At 48.1% G+C, this 21,886-nt stretch carries 18 protein-coding genes; 15 read left to right on the forward strand and 3 right to left on the reverse strand.

Annotation, left to right across the window (positions count from 1 at the left end; all coding sequences use genetic code 11):
* Positions 1-128: 128 nt before the first annotated feature.
* Genes NST33_RS01180 through NST33_RS01200 form a run of 5 tightly spaced genes read left to right on the forward strand, consistent with a single transcriptional unit; the run spans position 129 to position 9,653 of the window.
* Complete coding sequence (locus tag NST33_RS01180) at positions 129-2,348, forward strand: helix-turn-helix domain-containing protein (RefSeq protein WP_221822292.1); 2,220 nt, start codon at positions 129-131, stop codon at positions 2,346-2,348.
* Positions 2,349-2,398: 50 nt separating this feature from the next.
* Positions 2,399-4,711: a glycoside hydrolase family 3 N-terminal domain-containing protein gene (locus tag NST33_RS01185; RefSeq protein WP_221822291.1), complete on the forward strand. Its 2,313-nt coding sequence runs from the start codon at positions 2,399-2,401 to the stop codon at positions 4,709-4,711.
* Positions 4,708-7,854 (forward strand): alpha-mannosidase, encoded by a 3,147-nt coding sequence (locus tag NST33_RS01190; protein ID WP_339306454.1) that lies wholly within the window; start codon positions 4,708-4,710, stop codon positions 7,852-7,854. The genes NST33_RS01185 and NST33_RS01190 overlap by 4 nt, the downstream gene beginning before the upstream one ends.
* Before the next feature lie 38 nt (positions 7,855-7,892).
* Positions 7,893-8,768, forward strand: coding sequence for a sugar phosphate isomerase/epimerase family protein (locus tag NST33_RS01195; RefSeq protein ID WP_036674684.1), 876 nt, complete (start codon positions 7,893-7,895; stop codon positions 8,766-8,768).
* Between the two features lie 12 nt (positions 8,769-8,780).
* On the forward strand, positions 8,781-9,653 hold the full coding sequence (locus NST33_RS01200) for a sugar phosphate isomerase/epimerase (protein ID WP_221822285.1): 873 nt from the start codon (positions 8,781-8,783) through the stop codon (positions 9,651-9,653).
* Between the two features lie 48 nt (positions 9,654-9,701).
* Here the strand turns inward: NST33_RS01200 and NST33_RS01205 are convergent, their stop codons facing one another.
* Together NST33_RS01205 and NST33_RS01210 are read right to left on the reverse strand one after the other, a co-directional pair.
* Entirely contained in the window at positions 9,702-10,463 is a 762-nt protein-coding gene (locus tag NST33_RS01205) for a MerR family transcriptional regulator (protein WP_221822284.1), read from the reverse strand.
* A 16-nt stretch (positions 10,464-10,479) separates the two neighbouring features.
* Positions 10,480-11,358: a CPBP family glutamic-type intramembrane protease gene (locus tag NST33_RS01210; RefSeq protein ID WP_221822283.1), complete on the reverse strand. Its 879-nt coding sequence runs from the start codon at positions 11,356-11,358 to the stop codon at positions 10,480-10,482.
* Positions 11,359-11,534: 176 nt separating this feature from the next.
* Between NST33_RS01210 and NST33_RS01215 the strand changes: the two genes are divergently transcribed.
* The 3 genes from NST33_RS01215 to NST33_RS01225 all read left to right on the forward strand — a co-directional run bounded on the left by NST33_RS01215 (position 11,535) and on the right by NST33_RS01225 (position 12,998).
* Positions 11,535-11,762: a hypothetical protein gene (locus NST33_RS01215; RefSeq protein ID WP_017691180.1), complete on the forward strand. Its 228-nt coding sequence runs from the start codon at positions 11,535-11,537 to the stop codon at positions 11,760-11,762.
* A 79-nt stretch (positions 11,763-11,841) separates the two neighbouring features.
* Entirely contained in the window at positions 11,842-12,402 is a 561-nt protein-coding gene (locus tag NST33_RS01220; protein ID WP_221822278.1) for a hypothetical protein, read from the forward strand.
* Between the two features lie 167 nt (positions 12,403-12,569).
* Complete coding sequence (locus NST33_RS01225; RefSeq protein WP_221822277.1) at positions 12,570-12,998, forward strand: VOC family protein; 429 nt, start codon at positions 12,570-12,572, stop codon at positions 12,996-12,998.
* A gap of 114 nt (positions 12,999-13,112) precedes the next feature.
* Here NST33_RS01225 and NST33_RS01230 read toward each other — a convergent pair whose 3' ends face one another.
* Complete coding sequence (locus tag NST33_RS01230; RefSeq protein WP_221822276.1) at positions 13,113-13,970, reverse strand: hypothetical protein; 858 nt, start codon at positions 13,968-13,970, stop codon at positions 13,113-13,115.
* A gap of 224 nt (positions 13,971-14,194) precedes the next feature.
* Between NST33_RS01230 and ytxJ the strand changes: the two genes are divergently transcribed.
* The 7 genes from ytxJ to kdpC all read left to right on the forward strand — a co-directional run bounded on the left by ytxJ (position 14,195) and on the right by kdpC (position 21,805).
* Positions 14,195-14,734 (forward strand): bacillithiol system redox-active protein YtxJ, encoded by a 540-nt coding sequence (ytxJ, locus tag NST33_RS01235; RefSeq protein ID WP_260632855.1) that lies wholly within the window; start codon positions 14,195-14,197, stop codon positions 14,732-14,734.
* Positions 14,735-14,844: 110 nt separating this feature from the next.
* Entirely contained in the window at positions 14,845-15,603 is a 759-nt protein-coding gene (locus NST33_RS01240) for a hypothetical protein (protein ID WP_017691175.1), read from the forward strand.
* Between the two features lie 32 nt (positions 15,604-15,635).
* Positions 15,636-16,832, forward strand: coding sequence for an XRE family transcriptional regulator (locus NST33_RS01245; protein WP_339306459.1), 1,197 nt, complete (start codon positions 15,636-15,638; stop codon positions 16,830-16,832).
* 121 nt (positions 16,833-16,953) lie between these two features.
* Positions 16,954-17,136, forward strand: coding sequence for a hypothetical protein (locus NST33_RS01250; protein ID WP_221822274.1), 183 nt, complete (start codon positions 16,954-16,956; stop codon positions 17,134-17,136).
* 164 nt (positions 17,137-17,300) lie between these two features.
* The gene (gene kdpA / locus NST33_RS01255; RefSeq protein ID WP_221822494.1) at positions 17,301-18,974 is read left to right on the forward strand and encodes a potassium-transporting ATPase subunit KdpA; all 1,674 of its coding nucleotides are present in this window, start codon (positions 17,301-17,303) and stop codon (positions 18,972-18,974) included.
* A 208-nt stretch (positions 18,975-19,182) separates the two neighbouring features.
* Entirely contained in the window at positions 19,183-21,183 is a 2,001-nt protein-coding gene (gene kdpB, locus NST33_RS01260; RefSeq protein ID WP_339308577.1) for a potassium-transporting ATPase subunit KdpB, read from the forward strand.
* Between the two features lie 61 nt (positions 21,184-21,244).
* A complete protein-coding gene (gene kdpC, locus NST33_RS01265) occupies positions 21,245-21,805 on the forward strand; it encodes a potassium-transporting ATPase subunit KdpC (RefSeq protein ID WP_237178291.1) in 561 nt (186 codons plus the stop codon).
* Positions 21,806-21,886 lie beyond the last annotated feature (81 nt).

Here is a 21,886-nt window from a genome sequence, read left to right on the forward strand (position 1 = left end):
GACGGTCTTCTCCTATGACAACCCCACGTCATCCGATATAATGTACTGAATATTTATGGGAAATTAGCGATCAGCACAGGTGTTTGTCGTCATTCAGCATGAACAGTAACGGTGGGGGGATCTCGGAGATGAACAACAATTGGTTTAGGCGTTTGCTGTTATCGTATCTGCCTGTTTTCTTTATTGTGACGACCATTCTATTTTTTATTTTCTTCCAGGTATTCAATGAACAGAACCGTAGGGAAGCACTCAAGGCCAATGAATTCCTAGCATCACAGGTAACGCAATATCTGGACAACTCCTTGCGTTCCATTGATTTCAAGGTACTGCGTGAGATTTTGACCAACCCTAACTTGAAGAATTATTTCTCGGTATCTGGCAGCGAAGATGTGTATGCCGGCATTCAGGCGGTCCAGGTGGTTGATGAATTGAAAATAGAGTATCCGCTGATTGATTCGATTTATCTCGTTCGATACGGGGATGGCACGGTCTTCAGTAACGGGAAGGCTGTTCCGATTGAAGAGTTCCCGGATGCAGACTTTATTGCAGATAGCCGGTCAAGGGATGAACAGAAGTGGGCAGGAGCACGAGCGTTCAAGGCTTTTCCTTCACAAGCGACGGAGCAGGTGATTACGATTGTGCGAAGTGTAGGAAACGGCAAAGGACTTGTGGTGACAAATGTGGACCTGAGTACCCTGAGAAAATCCATTATGCAGATGTATGATCCGGAATTTACGTTTGTGAACATCTTCAACCGTTCGGGCGGCAATCTGTGGGATAGCAGCATGCCAGGAGGGGTCGCAGCTTCTACTAAAACCACGTCGGGAGAAGTCTTCTCCGAATTTACGTCGAGTTATAGTGGTTGGAAGGTGCAGACAGGTCTCAACAATGGAAAAATCGTCAAGTGGACTCTGCAATTTTATAATATCTGGTTTGCCTTTGCGATAGTGGTTGTGTTGATCGGTGTGGTGTGGGTGATCTATGTGACCCGTAGAAATTACAAGCCGATTCAGCAGATTGTCACGTTAATTCAGACCGTCTCTTCACAGAAACAATCTGGACTGAACTATGGCAAGGAGAATGAGTTCCGATTCATCCATACAACACTGGAACGCATGATTGATCAGACGAGACAATATCAGGAGGAGCATGAAGAGAATCTGATTTTGCAGAAAAAAATGTTTTTTCAGGAGTTGCTGGAGGGCACACGAGACTTTACGAGCACGGAGCTGACAGCGGAGATGAAGAAGTTCAAACTGCCTGAGCTGGAGCATCGTTGGGCCGTCATGGTAATTGAAATGGATCGGTATGATACATTTGTGACGGAGTATCATCATCAGGACCAATCCCTCCTGAAATTTGTGTTATCCAGTATTCTGCAAGAGAGTGCACGCCATGAAGGGACGGAAGTATGGGCTGAATGGATCTCCGATCAGCGTCTGTACGCCATCCTCTGGATTCCGGAAATGGAACAAGCTGAGGAGACTGAACATCGATTGCTTGCTGGTTATCTGGACAGAATCGATCAGTATCTGAACTTCACCGTGACCATTGGTGTTGGTCGGGTTGCTGTCGATATTCGGGGGCTGAGAGCTTCATTGAAAGAAGCCGTGCACGCGCTGGAGTACAAGGCTGTACTGGGGATAAATCGTATCATTCCGTGTAGCGATGTGCCGAATTCGACCAATGATGTGTATGAGTTCCTGAAAACCATCTCACTGTTGGTACAGGCGATGCGTTTATCGGACGATGTCTGGGAAAAGCATTTTGAAAGACTCTTTGAACAAATCAGTGAGTCCGTTCTATCCCGGCAGGAGATTATGAATACGATCCAACTGTTATTTCAACATTACAATCGGGAATTCGCCGAACTTCCACGGGAGTATCAGGAGTCATGGGCTGCTATATTCACCCCACTTCTCCCAAGGCTTGAAGGCTGGGAGACGTTAGACGATCTGCGTAAGCTGTGTTGGGAAGGGTTCAGGGAACTGGCGCTGCAGATGCAGACGCTGCATTGTTCCCGAAAACACAGATCACATATTCTGGAGATTCGCAAATACATCGAAGAGCATTACAACAATCCTGATCTGTCACTGAACTACCTTAGTGATCTATTCGATATTAATCCGAAGTATCTGAGCAAGCTTTTCAAGGATGAGATTGGGGAGAAGTTTGTGGATCTGCTCATTAGTCATCGTATCGAAAAAGCCAAGCTGCTCATGCAGGAGACCGATAAGGCTATTCAGGAGATCAGTGAGGAAGTGGGATACACAAACTATAATTCCTTCAACCGGGCTTTCAAGAACGTGGTGGGTGTGGCACCAAGTGACTACCGCAAAGCCATGTGATGTAAGTGCACCCGCCTAACTAATTCCGAACGCATAAGGAGAATGTGCATATGGACTATAAAGATGCTTCGCTTCCCATTCAGGAGCGGGTTCAGGATCTGATCGGACGGATGACAACGGAAGAGAAGATTGGACAACTCATTCAGCCGATGGGATGGAAGACGTATGATAAAGCAGCTGATGGTACAGTACAGGTGACGGAAGAGTTCAAAGCGGACATGGAACAGGGCGGTGTTGGTTCTCTGTATGGTGTGCTTCGGGCCGATCCATGGACGGAAGTGACACTTGAAACGGGGCTTACTCCACGGCAGGGAGCCGTTGCCACGAATGTCATTCAGCAGTATGCCATGGAGCATTCCCGGCTGGGCATTCCCATTTTGTTCGGAGAAGAATGTTCCCACGGGCATATGGCGATCGGGGCAACAGTTTTTCCGGTACCGTTAATGGTGGGCAGCACATGGAATATGGAGTTATACCGCAAGATGTGTGAAGCCATAGCTGTGGAGACCCGGAGCCAGGGGGGAGCGGCAACGTATTCCCCGGTGCTTGATGTCGTACGTGACCCGAGATGGGGACGGACGGAGGAATGTTTTGCCGAAGATCCATACCTAATCGGTGAATTTGCAGTAGAAGCGATGAAGGGACTACAGGGTGATCGCCTCGATTCCAACCAGACGATTGTCGCGACACTCAAGCATTTTGCGGCTTATGGCAGCTCGGAGGGTGGGCGTAATGCAGCACCTGTGCATATGGGATTACGTGAATTACATGAAATAGATCTGTTGCCGTTCAAAAAAGCAGTGGAAGCCGGGGCTTGCTCCGTGATGACCGCCTATAACGAGATTGATGGCGTACCTTGCACATCCAGTACGTATCTGCTGAATAACCTTCTGCGTGAGCAGTGGGGTTTTGATGGGTTTGTGATTACTGATTTTGGTGCCATTCAGATGCTGGTCCATGGACATAACACCGCTGAGAACGGGGAGCAGGCTGTAGCACAGTCCCTTCAGGCAGGGGTAGACATGGAGATGTCCGGGTACATGTATCGCAAACATCTCGCTCAGGCGTTGGAGCAGGGACTGATCGAAGAGAAGGATCTGGACTTGGCTGTGTGGCGGGTGCTGGAGATGAAATTCAGACTTGGGTTATTTGAACAACCTTTCGTTGATCCAGAGTTTGCAGAGCGGGTTATCGGATGTGAAGACCACAATCAGCTGGCGAGGGAAGTTGCACAAGAGGGGATTGTTTTACTGAAAAATGAGGGGGATACCCTTCCGCTTGCCAAAACAGGTACGAAGCTAGCTGTTATTGGTCCGAACGCGAACCATATCTATAACCAGCTTGGGGACTATACCTCGCCACAGCCGAGAGAACAGATTGTCACCGTACTGGATGGTATTACGCGCAAGCTTGGCGCGGATTCGGGCCAGGTGCTGTACGCACCTGGCTGCCGGATTAAAGGCGATTCCAGAGAGGGCTTTGCACAAGCGCTCGCCTGTGCAGAACAGGCGGATGTCATCGTGATGGTGATGGGTGGTTCCAGCGCCCGCGATTTTGGTGAAGGTACGATCGATTTGCGGACAGGTGCTTCAGTGGTGACCGATGATCCATGGAACGACATGGAGTGTGGTGAGGGCATTGACCGGGCTTCCCTGAATCTCATGGGTGTTCAATTGGAGATGGTACAGGAGGTACATAAGTTGGGGAAACCCGTTATCGTCGTGTATATTAACGGCCGCCCCATTGCTGAACCTTGGATTGATGAGCATGTCCATGCGATTGTGGAAGCGTGGTACCCCGGGCAGGAAGGCGGTAACGCGATTGCAGATATTTTGTTTGGCGATGTGAATCCATCGGGTCGCCTTACGGTTTCCATTCCCAAGCATGTTGGACAACTTCCGGTCTATTATCATGCCAAACGCACTCGTGGCAAGCGGTATCTGGAGATGGATCTGGCGCCGCAGTATCCGTTTGGATATGGACTGAGCTACACCGAATTCAAATACGAGAATGTAAGAGTAATACCAGACGTAATTGGGCCAGAAGATGAAGCGCAGGTGATGGTTGAAGTCACCAATACCGGAGCGGTATCGGGAAGCGAGGTTGTACAGTTGTACATCACGGATATGTCGGCTTCGGTCACCCGGGCTGAAATGTCACTTAAGGGTTTTCGTAAAATCCATCTGGAGCCAGGACAGACTCATACCGTTACGTTCCCTGTGCAAAAAGAACATCTCGCACTGATCGACTCCCGTCTCCAGTCTGTCGTAGAACCGGGTGAATTCAGGCTCATGGTTGGCCGTAATTCCACAGATTGGACCGCTTGCAGTCTGCAGATCCAGAAGGTGGGGGTGGAGGTATGATTCGAATTCAGCGATTCATCGAAGATCTGAAACAGCGGCAATGGCTGGATACGATCGAGCTTCCAGTGTGGGAGATGCAGAGGGCCAGATACATTCGGCCAGGGGAATACGAGTACGAGCAGGCACATGAAAATAAAGATGAGCAGGCAAACAAGGCCATGCAAAACTTGAATCCGCTGAACAGCGTACACGGAACGACGTATTTTCTGCGCAAACGTGTGGAGATTCCGGCGGAATGGCAAGATCAGGCTATTGGTCTGATCTTCGATGCCGGAGGAGAAGGGCTGTTGAAGGTGAATGGCATGCCTTATCATGGACTGGATCGGAATCACTGGTTCGTACCCCTTCCGAGGAGTCGTGTTGGCAATACACCGCAGTTGGAGATTGAACTCTATGATCCGATTCCAGAGCCGCATGATCCACTCAACCGACAAGCTGTTATTCAGCCGCCTATTCAGGGCATTCGGGCAGCATTGGTTCATATTAATCAGCCACTGCAGAGCCTGATGTACAGCGTTACGGTACTCGCCGAGTCGCTCCGGGCATATAACGAGAAGGAGCCCAAGCGGATGGCACTTGTTCAGGCCATTCATCAGGTGATGGATGACATGTACAATGACCCGGAACGCTGGAGTGATGCAGCCTGGATACAGAACTTCGAATATGGGTTAGCACAGTCGGTACAGCAGGAAGACCCGGAGGAATATCGAAGTGGCTTCATGCATCTGGTTGGACAATCCCACATTGATATTGCCTGGCTGTGGCCTGTACGTGAGACGGTTCGCAAGTCCAGTCGCACGTTTTCGACCATGTGTACCTTGATGGACACGTACCCGGATTTTGTGTATTCCCAGAGCCAGCCGCAGTTGTATGCCTTCGTGAAGGATCATTACCCGGAGTTGTACGAGCGAGTTAAAGCCCGTATTGCCGAAGGCCGCTGGGAGTTGGTTGGAGGCATGTGGGTGGAGCCGGATCTGAATATTCCGAGTGGTGAGTCATTGGTTCGGCAAATTCTGTATGGGCAGAACTTCTACCAGGCGGAGTTTGGCAAACGCTCCAACATTGAGTGGCTGCCAGATACCTTTGGTTACTGTGCTTCCTTGCCGCAGATGCTGAAGCTCGCCAATATTCCTTATTTTATGACCACCAAGCTGAATTGGAATGATACCAATGCGTTTCCGTATGACCTCTTCGACTGGGTAGGCATAGATGGCACTTCCGTGCTGGCATATCTGAATCATGGGGTGAATGAACATACGCGTCCCAAAGATGTGGATGAACATTGGCAATCATTTAAACAAAAGGATGTACACCCTGAGCAAATGTTGCTTTACGGACATGGCGATGGTGGTGGCGGCGTGACGAATGAGATGGTGGAGTTTGCGGAGCGATCCCATTTGATGGTTGGACAGCCAATCAGCAAATTCAGCACAGCAGGGGCTTTTTTTGAAGATATATCGTTAAACAACCCGACGTTGCCAAAATGGCACGGGGACTTGTACCTGGAACTGCATCGCGGAACCTATACGACCCATGCAAGGAACAAACGTAGTAACCGAAAAGCAGAGGTATTGTACCGGGAAGCGGAGATCTGGGGGCAATTTGCCGGGGCTTACGCCGTACAAAAGAAGAATGATCTGGATGAAGGCTGGAAGTTGATTATGCTCAACCAATTCCATGACATTATTCCGGGAACGTCGATTCCAGAAGTTTACGTAACGTCCACTGAGGAGTACACAAAGGTATTTGCATTAGGTACATCCGCACTGCGGGAAACGCTGGATACCCTTGCGGAGAACATTGCAACAGATGAAGTGGATGGTCTGCCCTACATTATATTCAACAGCCTCGGCTGGGAACGTGGAGAAAATATCACCATTACAGGGGATGCTCACCTCGCCAGGATGGCAGCATTCGATCGTGAAGGTAACCGTCTGGCCTGTGATCTCGAACAAAAGGAAGACAAGTATACACTGCTCGTGCATGTTCCGTCGATTCCTGCTTTTGGGTATACAACGATATGGCTACGAGAGGCACCGGATGTTATCCTTCCATTAAGGGAAGAAGAACTTTTCCCTTCCACGTGGGAAACGGAATTTTACACGCTTGAGTTCAATGACTTGGGAGAGATTACCAGATGGTATGACAAAACGGTAGGACGCGACTGGCTGAAGCCCGGTGATCGGGCGAATGAGTGGCAGTTTTTCCATGACAAACCGACGTACTGGGATGCATGGGATATCGATCCACGGTTTGAATCCCAGCGCGCAGGTGAAGTGCAGTTGATCTCCAGAGAGGTTGTACAGCACGGGGCTACGCGAGATGTACTGCGTTTTGTCTGGAAGCTGAATCAATCGGAGATCAGTCAGGATATCATTTTGCATCGTTACCAGCGGCGTGTTGATTTCCATACAAAAGTGAACTGGAATGAGAGCCATAAGCTGCTCAAGGTGGCATTTCCGGTGGATCTGGTGGCAGCCAAAGCAGCCTATGAAATCCCGTTTGGAGCGCTGGAGCGTCCAACTCATAACAACACCAGTTGGGAGCAGGCACAGTTCGAGGTCTGCGGACATCGTTGGGCGGATATCTCGGAGGGCAACAGCGGTGTGAGTTTGCTGAATGATTGCAAGTACGGCTATGACATCAAGGATCGGACGATACGTCTGTCCCTGCTTCGTGCCCCGAAATGGCCGGATGAACATGCCGATCAGGGCGATCATGAGTTCACGTATTCATTTCTGCCCCACCAGGGAGATTGGCGACAAGCTGCCGTCGTTCGCCGGGCGATGGAGCTGAATCATCCGGTGGAGGTTGTGACAGCGAATCCGTCTTCGGGTCACTTGCCAGCTGAACACGCTTGGGTTCAGTTCCACAGTGAGCATGTCATTCTGGATGCAATTAAGGCTGCGGAAGACGGCTCGGGAACGGTGCTGCGTTTCTACGAATCATCAGGAGGTCGGGAAACGGTGCAGGTTCAGTGGGCTGAAAAGGAAATCAAAGCGTCCATCATTAATCTGCTGGAGGATGAGATCCATCCGTTGGCTTGTCCGAACGGCACATTCGAACTGACCTTTAAACCGTATGAGATCAAGTCGGTGAAACTTGTTGATATCAGTAATGAGTCGAACCTTACATTTACATGAGAATGTAGAGTTAATCATTCAATCACGGGAGGTATGACATGAAATTAACGAATAAGATTGGTGTCATCGTGGATAGCTTTGGCGTAGGTGTACGGGAAGGGTTGAACAAAGCCAAAGACGTAGGTGCAGAAGGTGTGCAGATCTATGCCGTCAAGGGAGAGATGGACCCCGAAAATTTGTCGCCTGCGGCTCGCAAAGAGTTAAAGAGTTATATCGATTCTCTGGGTCTCGACATTTCAGCATTGGTCGGTGATCTGGGAGGACATGGGTTTCAGGTCAAGGAAGATAATCCTTGGAAAGTGGAGAAGTCGAAGCGGATCGTGGATCTCGCTTTGGATCTGGGCACCAACATCGTCACAACACATATCGGCATTGTTCCACATGACCCTTCATCGGAAGTTTATGCTACGCTGCATGCTGCTTGTGAGGAACTGGGCCAATACGCCAAGAGTGTTGGTGCGTACTTTGCCATTGAGACAGGACCGGAAACGGCTGCTGACTTAAAAGGATTCCTGGATACGCTGTCGACCAACGGAGTATCGGTGAATTTTGATCCGGCGAATATGGTGATGGTGACCGGAGATGATCCGGCGCGGGGCGTTCATCTGCTCAAGGATTACATCGTACATACCCATGTGAAGGATGGTGTGCGGCTGAAGGAAGTTGACCCACGAGACGTATACGGAGCGGTCGGTTATGCCCCTATGGATCACGATAAAATTGCCGAGATGGTCTCTTCCGGAACATTCTTCCGTGAGGTGCCTCTGGGCGAGGGTGGCGTTGATTTTGACGGATACTTTGCAGCGCTTCAGGAGATTGGATACACCGGTTATCTGACGATTGAACGTGAGGTTGGTCATCAGCCGGAGCAGGACATTCGCAAGGCGGTTCAATTTATCCAACAATATCGATAGGGAGCTGAGCAGATGAAAGTGGGCCTGAGCACGTATAGTTTGTTGAACGATTTGAATTCGGGTGAGATGACGGTGCTGGATGTGATCGACTGGATTGCGGCGAACGGCGGCGAGCATATGGAGATGGTTCCTTACGGTTATACCGTGGAGGATAATCACGATCTAGCGGATGCGATTCGGGAACGGGCAGCGTCTGCGGGTATTGAACTGTCCAACTACTCGATGCCAGCGAATTTCGTGCAGGAGACGGAAGAGGCGTTTGCAGAAGAGATGGCTCGGGTCAAAAGACATGTGGATGTCGTTCACCGGATGGGTGTAAAACATATGCGTCATGACGTCACGGCGTTTACCCTGCCGAAAGAGAAGATGACCATTGCCTGGTTCGAGGAACATCTGCCGCTGATGGTGCGGGGAAGCCAGATTATTGCGGATTATGCTGCGCAGTTTGGTATCACCACTACCATTGAAAATCACGGCTTCAGTGTACAGGCGAGTGATCGGGTGCAGCGTGTTCTGCATGCTGTAGATCGTCCGAACTTCAAAACAACACTCGATATTGGCAACTTCATGTGCGTGGATGAGAATCCGATTATCGGTGTCATGAAAAATCTGCCGTACGCTTCTCTGGTCCACTTCAAAGATTTCTACTTCCGTCCTTATGATGAGCATCCGGGTGAGGGTGAATGGTTCACCACAGCCTACGGCAACTTCCTGCGTGGGGCCATCGTTGGACAAGGTGACATTCCAATTCGTAAAATTGTAAAGCTGATCAAAGACTTCGGTTATGATGGTCACATTACGGTGGAGTTCGAAGGCATGGAGGAATGTAAGTCCGCATCCAAAATCGCCATGGACAACCTGCGTCGCTTCTGGGAAGAGGCGTAACGAAGCATAAAGAAGGAATGGATCAAGGGCCACTTTTCGAAGTGGCCCTTATTGTTGATCATCAGGATTCTGGACTGCCCATCGATCCAGGATCATTTCGATGTAACGCATGGTTTCCGTTGTCATACCATATACACGAGCTGACTGATCATCCTCTGGGGCGATATAATCCCAATATTTTTCTGCCAATTCTGCATTCCCTTGAAAAGCCCTTTCAGCATAATCAGAGATTCGGATGGCCAGTAACCGTGAGGCTTCGGAATCCGGAGGTTCCATCTTGCATGTATGAATTTCTTTAAGAATATCGGCCCATTCCAGGGATATTGAATTGTTCTGATTATTCAGAGGTAACGATTCCATTTCTTCATGTGTAAAAACATCTTGACGGAACTTGCCCGGAGGCTGATCCAGTTCACGGATGAAACCCAACATTTCATCCAGACTGATTGTACCGGATGCTCTGATGGCATATAGGGTTGAAAAAAGAAGATGCTCGACCTTGCTTAATCTCTCCTGCTGTTCCTTAACGACGGCCAATTGTTGTTCCAACGTATTATTCCATAAAGTAAGGGTACTCTCTGGTTCAGAGCGAGCAGCATCCTGATCGAGGAATTCTCCAATCTCATTCAATTTAAAATGCATTTTCTTCAGAATGGTAATCTGCTGAAGCCGTAAAATATCCTTTTCACCATATAAGCGATACTGATTGTTCTCATTACGGGCCGGTCGCAGTAAACCCAGCTTCTCATAATAATGCAGTGTTCGGATGGACACTCCGGTATGTTTGGATAGTTGTCCAACGGTATACAACAGGCAGATCCCTCCCTCATGATTTCTGTATTCTCCACCAGCGCCATGCATTGAGCACCGCCAGAATGATCCCACCGACGAAGATTATCATCATATACAAAATAAATATTTCGGCCAACCCGTTATCTTGCGCGGTATAGTTTAACAATGCGGGTCTATCACCTGGCATAACAACGAATCTGGCTACTTCCAGGTAAGCGACATGAAATCCGATGGAGGCCCATAAAGATCCGGTCAAACTGCGCAGAAGCTGTAACGTAATACCATAGGTCAAGAGCAAGATCATATAATCCAAGGTTATCCGGCTTCCGGCATCCATACCGACGAGCTCTTGCAATAGGCTGACACTCATCGGAACCAGCAGAAAGAGTATGATTTGAGTTACATAAGCGAAAAACACAGGAAGTCGCAGTCTGAAGCGTAATCCATCATAGACCATGCCTCGCATGGATAGTTCCTCTGGCAAAGCCTCATACAAGAAAGCAATACAACTATTAAGTACGACAGCAAGCAAGAACTCAGCTGAGAAGTGCCACTCCGTAATCGTAATCCAGTTGTTCATACTGGCTATCGCCAACCCGATAAAGGCCAGAGAAGTGGCAAATAATGCGCCAGAGAGCAAGTGAATTATGCTTTTTCCTGTCAGAGGAAGAAGAACGGACTTCATATGGAAGTGTCTTCGAATGACGAATAGTACGGGTAAGACGATACTAATAATGACAACAGCTTGGGTGAGATGAACCATCCATTCAGCAGCAACAACAATAGTGCTGATAAACTCCCCTGCGAGTGTAGCAAAAAACAGACCCAATGTCATCGTTAACCAACTCATTCCAATTATGGCTATTCCACTGCTGCGTCGTTTCTTGGTTACATGTTCAGGTGACATACTCATGCTAATCCCCTCCTGAAGCCAGTATAAACCCTCGAGTTAACGTCAGGGTCAAGCGGAAATCTGCCTATCAGAATATGGTTCTGCGCAAGGATTAAGTTACGAGCAGCACAAGTGTGGTATACTGGATATATTCAGCCTGATAATAACTGGCTATGGATAGGAGATGTCACTGATCTATGCAGGTATTCGAGGACTGGAATCAGAAAGTAAAGAGGACGTTTAATGCTACGAACCCAGAGGTAGTGTTGACGGTATCGGAAGCTGGAAGTTTGCTTGGTTTGACCAAAGACCAGATGAAACTGTACGTGGACAAGAACAAACTAACGAAGGTCCCGATCATGAGAAGTGTTCACCGATACCTCTTATTGAAAAGTGAAATAGATAACATCGTTCAAGCTCGATAACTTTATAGGATTGAACACAACCATTTTACCGATAGGATTCGGGAGAGTGGTCTTTTTTTTATCGGAAAGGGGACAGAATGTGCTGAATAAAGTGTCAGGTTGGTTCTATCAGCGGGTGAATTGGAAATGGGTTGTAGCTGCGGTTGTTGTTTTTGCCTGTTTTATTGCATTCATTCTGCCCTGGCAGGCGGCAAAGTCGGAGGAGGCCACAGGTGGTGGGCAGTCCCCGGATTCATCGTTTCTGTACACGGCGGATGATCTTTATCAGATGGCTGAGCAGTATGGAGAAGCAGGGCGAAGCGCCTATATTCAGGCACGGTTCACATTTGACCTCATATGGCCCTTGGCCTATCTGTCCCTCTTGGTTGTTCTGTTATCGATACTCTATCGCGTGCTTCCGATAAAGAGTCGCTGGCGTTGGGTGAATCTGATTCCGGCCTTAGCTTGGGTTATGGACATGCTTGAAAATATAGGTGCGTCCCTGATCATGTATCGTTATCCTGAACGTACGCCTGTGCTTGCTGAACTCACTCCGATATGTACCCAGTTGAAATGGTGCCTGATCTATGCCAGTTTTGCAGCACTGGTTCCGGGTGTTCTGATCACGGTTCTCTATTATATACGCAAGCGCAAGAAGTAGTGGAGAGAGGGATGGATTAAAAATTATTTGGTAACCCTAATCGTGTAATGGTCCAACAGAAGTAGTGAGAAAATATACGCTTGTCAAAGGACAACCTGTTCATATATACTCATGTCGCAAGTGGCGTGAATCGTATAATTACATGAGCCCAAGGAGATGAAGAACGCATGTCGATCAGCTTGAATGTGTATCTGGTAACAGACGGTAATGGACGTGAAGCGGTAGAATTTTATCAAAAGGCATTTGGAGCCGAAGTGCTCGCGCTTCAAACATTTGGCGATGGTCCGTCTGACCCGAATCACCCCATCCCGCCAGAAGCGAAAGACCGCATTATGCATGCTTCCTTGCAGATTGGCAGCTCGGTATTAATGTTGTCTGATACGTTTCCAGGCATGCCGCACACTGTAGGTAATCATATTACGGTTACAGTGAACACGGATACGGCGGAAGAAGCCAAAGCGATTTTCAACCAGTTGCAAGACGGCGGCGAAGTGAAAATGCCGATACAAGAAACGTTCTGGAGTCCAGCCTATGGCTCGGTTGTCGACAAATTTGGTGTACAGTTTCAGATCAGTGCTACGCCGGGACAAGCTTAAGAGCGTACTCTTCGCTAATATAGCCTACAAATGGCAAAACCTCCGCGATCTGCTTCAGGCAGTCTTGGAGGTTTTTTTGCTTTTTTGTAATGAATCGTGATTAATCTTCCTTGATTAGTCTTCCTTTTGAATCTTGGAAGGATTGTTGATTTTATAGGGAACCGGGTTACGTGTCAGCTTCTTCTTGATAATTTTTGCTTCAAACGTGATAACATCTCCCACTTCCAGTTCCTGTTTCTTAACGGTGGCACTGTGGCTCGACCAGGCTTCCCCAACATCGATGACGTCTGGCTCCGTAATGGTAACTGCTTCATAGATGATGACTTCATCGTCATTGTCCGAGAAGTGATTTGGTACGGTGGTGAACTCTTTGACAACGGCACTCATCTTCACTTTACCTTCGGGCAGATCAATCTTGACGGTCTTGGCTTTGCTCACTGTTTTGGCTTTGGGTTTGGCTTCATTGGCTGCCCCGGTCTGAGGTCCAACATACTCTTCCACCAGCCCGTCCGGATCACCCTTCAGCCCCGAGGAGAATTCATCTGTGTCCGTATCTTCCGCATCATCCAGATCCGCTGGAATTCCATCCGGGTTAGCCAGAGCATTAGGAGTTGGCGCAACATCAGCAGGGGTAACTGGTGCAACTGTATCTGAAATTGAGGGTTCTGTGCTTCGATCTGACCCGGCATTACTTATGCTTCTGGCGCTGTAACTGGACGCTTGCATTTCCTTCAGATAAGACGGGTGAATACAATGTTTTTGTCCATTATCCAGTTGAATAACAGCTGCCATGTGATCGACATATCCAATGATGGTGCACGGCATGTTTAATCCGTTTCCTTTATAATAGAACGTTTTGAGTTTGGTTGCTTTACCGGAAAGCAATCCCCACTCCTGACATTTCTCAATCAGCTCGTCTTCGTTATCCAGCGCAATAAAATCCTGCGGTTCAATCATAAATGCGTATGTCATATGGAATTTCCGCCCTTCCAATCCATTCTTCATGTTCATCGTTTCCAAATTACAACCAGTGTATCACAAATGAGCATTTTGCATAAATCCAATCACTGAAATCTGTACCCGGAGATGAAGATTATTAACGATTGCTCACAGAGGCCTATGCTATAATTTGATCAGAATATAAGGTAGGAAGTTTTATAGCCCTGATATACATATTTCAGGAAGGGAAGATCTGCATGAAGAAAAAAGTAAATCATCAAGCCGTATGGCTTGCTATAGGAACGGCTATGGGAGTCAGCATTGGTACGGCTACGCAGCAGCTTGGACTCGGGATTGCTTTTGGCTTGGCGCTTGGCATTGTGATTGGTTCGGTGGTTAGCAAACGTGCAGGGTCAGACTCGGAACATATGCTCAGCGAACATGTACGTGAATTGCACAAAACGGATGACTGGGAAGATGCGCTTCATCGCTCGCAGGCTCATCCGGTCCTTATCCTGAAACACAGCACAACTTGTCCGACCAGTGCGAGAGCGTACAGAGAGTTTATGGCGTTTGTAGGCACCCATGCATCAGATCCCAAACAGCCTATGGATTACCGCATCGTCAAAGTGATTGAAAATCGCTCGTTGTCCCGCCATATTGCGGAAGAGACAGAGGTTCACCATGAGTCACCCCAGGTACTTCTGCTCGATCAGGGACAAGTCGTCAAGCATACCTCTCATGGCAAAATCACGAAAAAGAGATTATTGCAGTGGGCACAGAATCCATTTGGATGAAGTGTATGAGATAGGTTTACTTTAAAAATATCAAAAAAAATCATATCTTTGCACACGAACTTCGATTAAAATATAACTTGTCTTCATATTTATGAATCGGAGTGATCTATATGGAACAATATAAGTTCAAGTCGGAACATAGTCAGATGCTTGTTGATGCTATTGTTGAAGGATACCGCGAATATATTGATCACCGTAAAGATCGGAAGAGAAACATGAAGATTAGTTCAGCCTTTGCCTGGACAAAGGGAAATTTTATTGAGAGCAAAATCGCAGATTATTGCGGTGAACAAGGATTCACTCACAAGAAATCCAAAGCAGGTTTAACATGGGATTATCTCCAGTTCACACATGAAGAATCAAAAGTTCTGTTTCTGATAAAGAACGCAGCCTACTTTAATGAGAATAGTTTTTCCAGTGCCAAGCTACCTACGGGCGTTGACAACAAAGGTGCTTTCCGTACCTATTTACACGATCTCTCCAAGATTAATAACGATCTGGAATTTTCTTTGATTCAACCACGCCGTAATGAACATGGTGAGTTGGAGAGGGTTGAGCAACTTTCTTTTCCAATCTCAGAGAGTCAGGTCAGCCGTGTGAAAGAAGAACTTGAACATCTTGCATCTACATATAATGAGTTTCATATACTCACTTATGCTATTGATGATGCATACCAAATTTCGAAGGTTCAGCATTATCTGCCTAATCCGCATGATAATATCGCTTATTTTATAGAAGATTTATCGGACCTCATCTCTGGTGCTGAACTGGATGATAGTGAACGGGAGGCGCTTACGCCTGATGTGGAAGATATCGTTGATCCGGCAGCTTATGATATTGAAATTTTGGAAGGAGAACAGCGGGGGTGATTCCCTGTGTCGTTCAGTAAGGAGGGAGCAGCATGTTCGTTGGTGAAAATTTGACCAATTTGCGGATCATGCATGGGTATTCGAGAAAACAGCTCTCCGAACAATTAGGTGTGACAGAACAAGCAGTCTGGCAATATGAAAATGCGTATACCTCTCCGAAGGTGCCAATTGTAAATGAGTTGAAACGCATTTTCAGTGTGAAAAGCAAGTATTTTTATACGAAAGATATGCTTACACAGCGTAATAACGCAGCCAACATTGATGTTATGAACATTGCCTATCGTTCGAAAGTGATGAATGTGATATCCAAGACACAGACAGAAGCAAAGCATGTAGAATATCTGGACACGTTCATTAATTATATTACCGCTCAGATCAGCCTTCCCACACGGAATATTATCCAATTGCGGGAAGAGGCAATTGAGTATATGAATCATACAGACGATGATCGTACGACTCAGATCCATTATGTTGCCCATCTTGCGAGACAACGGCTGAATATGGAGCCATCCACGAATGAGAACCTGATGTTCCGGATCGAAAAAAGTGGTGTATATGTTTTTGAAAAAGCGATTGGTGAAGAAATTGATGCGTACAGCCTTTGGACAAGAAATGATCGTCCGTTTATCATACTGGGCAACATCAAACGTTCTGCGGTTCGTAGGAATTTTGATATTGCACATGAGCTTGGTCATTTGTTGCTTCATTATCGTCTTGAATTTGTCAATCTGGACCGAAAAGAACACAAATTGATTGAAAATGAAGCTAATCTGTTTGCGGGTGCATTTTTATTGCCCGAAGAAGAGTTTTCATCGGACATGAATGAAATCACTTATAAGACGAATCCCGATCAATATCTTGATTTGAAAAATAAATGGAAGACTTCCCTACAAGTGCTGGGATACAGAGCAGCACATCTAGGAATGATGGAAGCTAAAGATCATCGTAATTTCTATGCGGCGATGCACCGAAGAGGATATCTGGAAAAGGAGCCTTTCGACAGGGAGATTCCACTTCAAAAGCCGATGCGAATTAAAACCATTATTGACCTGCTTTCCAATAAAGGTCTTGTGGATATCCGTCATATGATTGAGGAGGATTGGAAAGTGGAAACTTCCTTCTTTCATCATATGACAGGAATAAACACCGACTTTTTTAACAAGTACATGACGAAGAAGCCAAAAACTAGTATTCAAAATGTTAGGGAAATGCCTACACGCAGTTCTTGAAATGACGGGTAGGTAATAGATTGGCACGTAATGGAGTGCTCCGTATAAAAATGATGATAGACCCGTTCTTTTCAGCCCCTAGCTGAGAATAGCGGGTCTTTTTTACGCTTTTTTTACACCTGTGGAGGCATTTCTTTACCCCTTTTTTACAGCGTTTCGTATTACGATTTTACATGTAGCAGGTGCAGAGATCGGTAGAGAGAGGGAGGAAGGGCGCATGGTGAATGATGCCACGATGATTGGATTGGTTGTGCTGCTGTTTGCGGTGTTTTGGGGATTCTTGAAATTCTGCGAAAAGGCTTGAGGGTAGAGAGGGGGAAGCCAGATGATTGTCATCGGCATGATTGTGCTCGCACTGGTGATTTATCTCGGTTATGTGCTGGTGAAGCCGGAGAAATTCTGATGCTGGCGATGTGCGTAATACGGGAACAAGGGAACGTCGAATAGGGAGGAAATGCGGATATGGGTATCGGTGTAGTGCAAGTAGCAGTGACGCTACTGATCATCCTGCTGTTGGTTAAACCGGTGGGGAAATATGTAGTGAACGTGTTTGATGGACAGCGAACGGGGCTGGATCGGGTTTTTGGCGGGCCGGAACGACTGCTCTATCGCGTGATGGGAGTACGCGAGAACGAATCCATGGGGTGGAAAAAGTACCTTACGGCGGTTCTCCTCTCCAACTTTGTAATGTTGGTATTGATGTTTCTGGTGCTGCGGCTGCAAAAGTATTTGCCACTTAACCCGGATGGGATCGGCAATATGCCAGCGGCGCAAGCATTTAATACGGCGGTATCCTTTATGACCAACACGAACTGGCAGTCTTATACGGGCGAGAACGCCCTGTCGTATCTGTCACAGATGCTGGCCGTGACGTTCCCGATGTTTACGTCCGCAGCGACCGGATTCGCGGTGGCTATTGCGTTCATTCGCGGGCTGATAGGCCGCCGGGATGAACTGGGGAATTTTTACGTCGACCTTGTACGGTCGATTACGAGGATTTTTTTACCGCTGAGCTTCATCGTAGCCTTGTTCCTTGTATTCCAGGGGGTGCCTCAGACGCTCGCGGGAGCGGTGAACGCAACCACGCTGGAAGGCGCGCAGCAGACCATTTCACGTGGACTGGTCGCCTCACTGGAGTCGATCAAACACATTGGCACCAACGGTGGTGGCTGGTTTGGAACCAATGCTGCACATCCATTCGAGAATCCGACAGCCCTGAGCAATCTGGTGCATATCGTCTGTATGATGCTGTTACCCACTGCACTGGTATACGCCTTCGGCTTGATGGTCAATAACCGGAAGCAGGGTTGGGCATTGTTCGCAGCGATGAGTTTTCTTTTCCTTGTGATGTTGACCACCGTATTTGTCTCCGAATATCGCGGTGTACCTGCGCTGGATGCAGTGGGTCTTCAAGGCAATATGGAGGGTAAAGAGGTCAGATTCGGCATACCCGAATCGGCTTTATTCACGGCAGTCACGACAGCGGCTACAACAGGTTCGGTCAACAATATGCACGAGTCGCTCACTCCACTTGGAGGCATGGTATCACTGGCTCAGATGATGCTCAATAACGTGTTTGGTGGCAAAGGAGTAGGGCTGATCAACGGACTGTTGTATGTGATTCTGGCTGTGTTTATCTGTGGATTAATGGTGGGACGAACACCTGAGTTTCTGGGCAAAAAAATCGAGGGGAAAGAGGTAAAGCTCGCATCCATTGCGTTGCTCATTCATCCTTTGATTATTCTTGCGCCAACGGCACTCGCGCTTATGCGGCCTGAAGCCATTGTATCCATCTCGAACGGGGGCATGCATGGCCTGACTGAAGTTCTCTATGCTTTTGCCTCAGGTGCAGCCAATAATGGATCGGCCTTTGCCGGACTAAATGCCAATACAGACTTTTACAACATCGCAATTGGTATCGTTATGCTGCTGGGAAGGTACGTTTCAATGATCGCCATGCTGGCTATTGCGGGTTCACTCGCTACGAAACGGGTTGTACCAGTAACTACAGGTACGCTGCGTACACACACGCCTTTATTTGCTGGCGTCTTGGTCATGATGATCGTTGTTGTCGGCGCACTTACGTTCTTCCCGTCGCTTGCTCTTGGACCGATTGCAGAGCATCTGGCGATGATTCAATGAGGGATATAACAGGGGAGCAACAGAGGAATTGGCGCAAGGACGTAACGTATGGAGGTGGCAGTGTACGATGAATGCAGTCGAACGAAAGAAGGAACAGACGATGCAACACATGGATACAGAAATGTTCAGATCAAAGGGCAATGAGCCGGATAACAACCCCGGTAATATTCAACGTGATCCCGGATCGAAACGGTCGTTAAGCAAAGATATGATAGTTCAGGCTTCACTCGATGCGTTCAAAAAGCTGAATCCGGTGGTCATGATCAAAAATCCGGTCATGTTTATTGTCGAGGTAGGTACATTCATTACGTTCCTATTATGCATTAATCCTGATCTCTTCACCGCATCCGAGGCTGGGCGTGGGTACAACATCGCCGTGTTTTTCATTTTGCTGTTCACGCTGCTGTTCGCTAACTTCGCGGAGGCACTTGCAGAAGGCAGAGGTAAAGCGCAGGCGGATACGTTACGCAAGACGAAGTCGGACACCCTGGCCAATCTGGTGCAGAAGGATGGAACAATCCGGCAAGTGTCTTCGACCCAGTTGAAAAAGGGTGATATGGTCCGCGTGGAAGTCGGTGAACTGATTCCGACGGATGGTGAAATTACGGAAGGATTGGCCTCCATTGATGAATCGGCCATTACGGGAGAATCCGCACCGGTTATCAAGGAGGCAGGAGGCGATTTCTCCTCGGTTACCGGAGGTACCCGCGTTGTGTCCGATTACATCATCATGCGTGTTCAGACCGATCCCGGTGAGTCATTCCTTGACCGGATGATCTCTCTGGTTGAGGGTGCTCAGCGCCAGAAAACACCCAATGAAATCGCGCTGACAATCCTGCTCGCCGTATTAACCCTGATCTTTCTGATCGTCATCCTAACAATGGTTCCAATGGCGAATTACCTGGGTATTCGACTGGATCTGGCGACTCTGATTGCACTGCTTGTCTGCCTGATCCCAACCACAATTGGTGGATTACTGTCTGCCATTGGTATTGCCGGGATGGACCGTGTTACGCAGTTCAATGTGCTCGCCATGTCGGGTAAAGCGGTGGAAGCGGCCGGGGATATCGATACGTTGATTCTGGACAAAACAGGAACAATCACATACGGAAACCGCATGGCATCTGAGTTTATTCCCGTTCAGGGCATTACTGCTTCAGAGATGACGCAAGCTGCTTTACAGGCTTCTGTGCGAGATGAGACCCCGGAAGGACGTTCTGTTGTGGAACTGGCAGGCAAACAAGGTCAGAGCTGGTCTGAGACGGAGTATGCAAATGGGGAAAGTGTGGAATTCACAGCAGAGACTCGGATGTCCGGTCTCAATCTGAGTAACGGTATGAAGATTCGTAAAGGTGCCGTGGATGCGATCAAACGTTATATAACTTCCGAAGGAGGTCGCATACCCGATGATCTGGATGAGATTGCAAATCGTATTGCGAAGGCTGGAGGCACGCCGCTTGCTGTAGCCATCGATGAGCGAATCTACGGTGTGATCTATCTGAAAGATACCGTGAAGCCAGGGCTAAAAGAGAAGTTCGCCGAGATGCGCGCCATGGGCATCAAGACCATTATGTGTACAGGCGATAATCCACTGACCGCAGCGACCATAGCGCTGGAAGCGGGCGTGGATGATTTTATTGCCGAAGCGAAGCCCGAGGACAAGATTGCGGCGATCAAAAAAGAGCAGCAGGAGGGCAAACTCGTCGCTATGACGGGCGATGGTACGAATGATGCTCCTGCTCTGGCGCAGGCCGATGTGGGCCTGGCGATGAATTCTGGCACCATGGCGGCCAAAGAAGCGGCTAATATGATTGACCTGGATTCCGACCCGACCAAGCTATTGTCGGTCGTCTCCATTGGCAAACAGTTGCTGATTACACGCGGCGCGCTCACAACCTTTTCGATATCCAATGATATCGCGAAGTATTTTGCCATCATTCCAGCCATGTTCATCCTCGCTATGCCGCAGCTTCAGGCGCTAAATATTATGAATCTGGCTTCACCGCAGTCTGCGATCCTGTCGGCACTAATATTCAACGCTATTATTATTCCACTGCTCATTCCCATAGCGATGAAAGGGGTTAAGTACCGGGCGATGTCAGCCGAAAGGCTGCTCGGGCGCAATGTGTTTATCTATGGCGTAGGCGGTGTGATTGTACCTTTTATCGGCATTAAGCTGATTGACTTGGTTCTGTCAGGAATTCTTTAACGAGATAACAACGCTTATCAACATTATTCTTTTATCCTAATGAATCCAGGAAGTGATCTGTATGAACATGTTCTTGCCCGCTATACGGTTATCCGTCGTACTTATGCTGATATGTGGCCTAATCTACCCGCTCGTAACGACTGGCGTAGCCCAACTTCTCTTTCCTGCGCAGGCGAACGGCAGTCTGATTACACAAGATAAGAAAATCATCGGCTCGTCACTGCTGGCACAGGAAATCCAATCGCCGGGGCTGTTCCAGCCCCGGGCATCGAATGCCAGTTATGACCCAACGGCTTCAGCCGGTTCGAATCGCGCCGTAGCTTCAGAGGAGTATATCGGCGAGATGAAGGAAAAGATTGCTCAGCTCCAGCAGGAAAACCCAGGATTGAAGCAGATCCCTGCTGATCTCGTGACGGGTTCAGGCTCTGGACTTGATCCGGATCTCTCTCCCGAAGCCGCTGAGGCACAGATCCCGCGCATTAGCAAAGCTACGGGGCTTAGTGAACAGCAGCTTATGCAAATTGTAAATGAGCATACGGAAGGCCGGCAGATGGGGATATTCGGGGAGCCGCGTGTGAATGTAACGGCTCTGAATCTGGCGCTGACAGCAGAACTGAAATAAAGGACGAATGTAATTAGCCTGCTCACGATATATCGGGAGGGGCTTTCTCCATTTTTTCATCGTATTTTTAAAGAAAAGGGG

Origin of the sequence: Paenibacillus sp. FSL L8-0435 (assembly GCF_037965655.1) — a bacterium.
Classification (GTDB): Bacteria; Bacillota; Bacilli; order Paenibacillales; family Paenibacillaceae; genus Paenibacillus.